The 503-nt window shown below is 41.9% G+C and carries 1 protein-coding gene; it reads right to left on the bottom strand.

What is annotated here, in order from left to right; all coding sequences use genetic code 11:
* On the bottom strand, positions 1 to 503 hold a 503-nt coding region (locus Q4496_RS17970), incomplete at both ends, for a flagellin (RefSeq protein ID WP_303495954.1).

Here is a 503-nt window from a genome sequence, read left to right as displayed (position 1 = left end):
AATACTGAAATACCTGAGTTCATTAACAACTGCTGCTTAGTCATGTTAGACGTTTCAGCTGCAAAGTCAGCATCCATCAACGTAGATGACGCTGCTTGTGTATTTTCTTTCATGTTAGTTACGTTCGTCATGGTATGCTCAAGACGATTCATTGATGCACCTAGTGATGAACGAGCCGAGCCAATAGAACTGATAACAGTATCAACTAAACCAAGTTGTGCCTGAGCATCGGCAACATTAGAGAAGGTACCAGCAGTTGTTGATGTACCTGTTGCAGCTCTACCTGATGAAGCTGTCATTGCTGCCTTAACTGCCGCTAAATCAGTTGAAATATTTACGGTAAGTGTTTCCGCTGCACTTGACCCAACTTGAAATTGCACGCCAGCAACTGCACCAAACTTATCAGCAGTATCTAATAAGTCAGTTCCACCAAAAGACGTATTTTCCATAATACTAGTCAATTCTGCTGATAGTGCTGAAAACTCAGCACTTTGTGCTAACCA

Source organism: Colwellia sp. 5_MG-2023, assembly GCF_030547795.1.
Classification (GTDB): Bacteria; Pseudomonadota; Gammaproteobacteria; order Enterobacterales; family Alteromonadaceae; genus Colwellia.
This window is presented reverse-complemented; position numbering and strand designations above follow the sequence as displayed.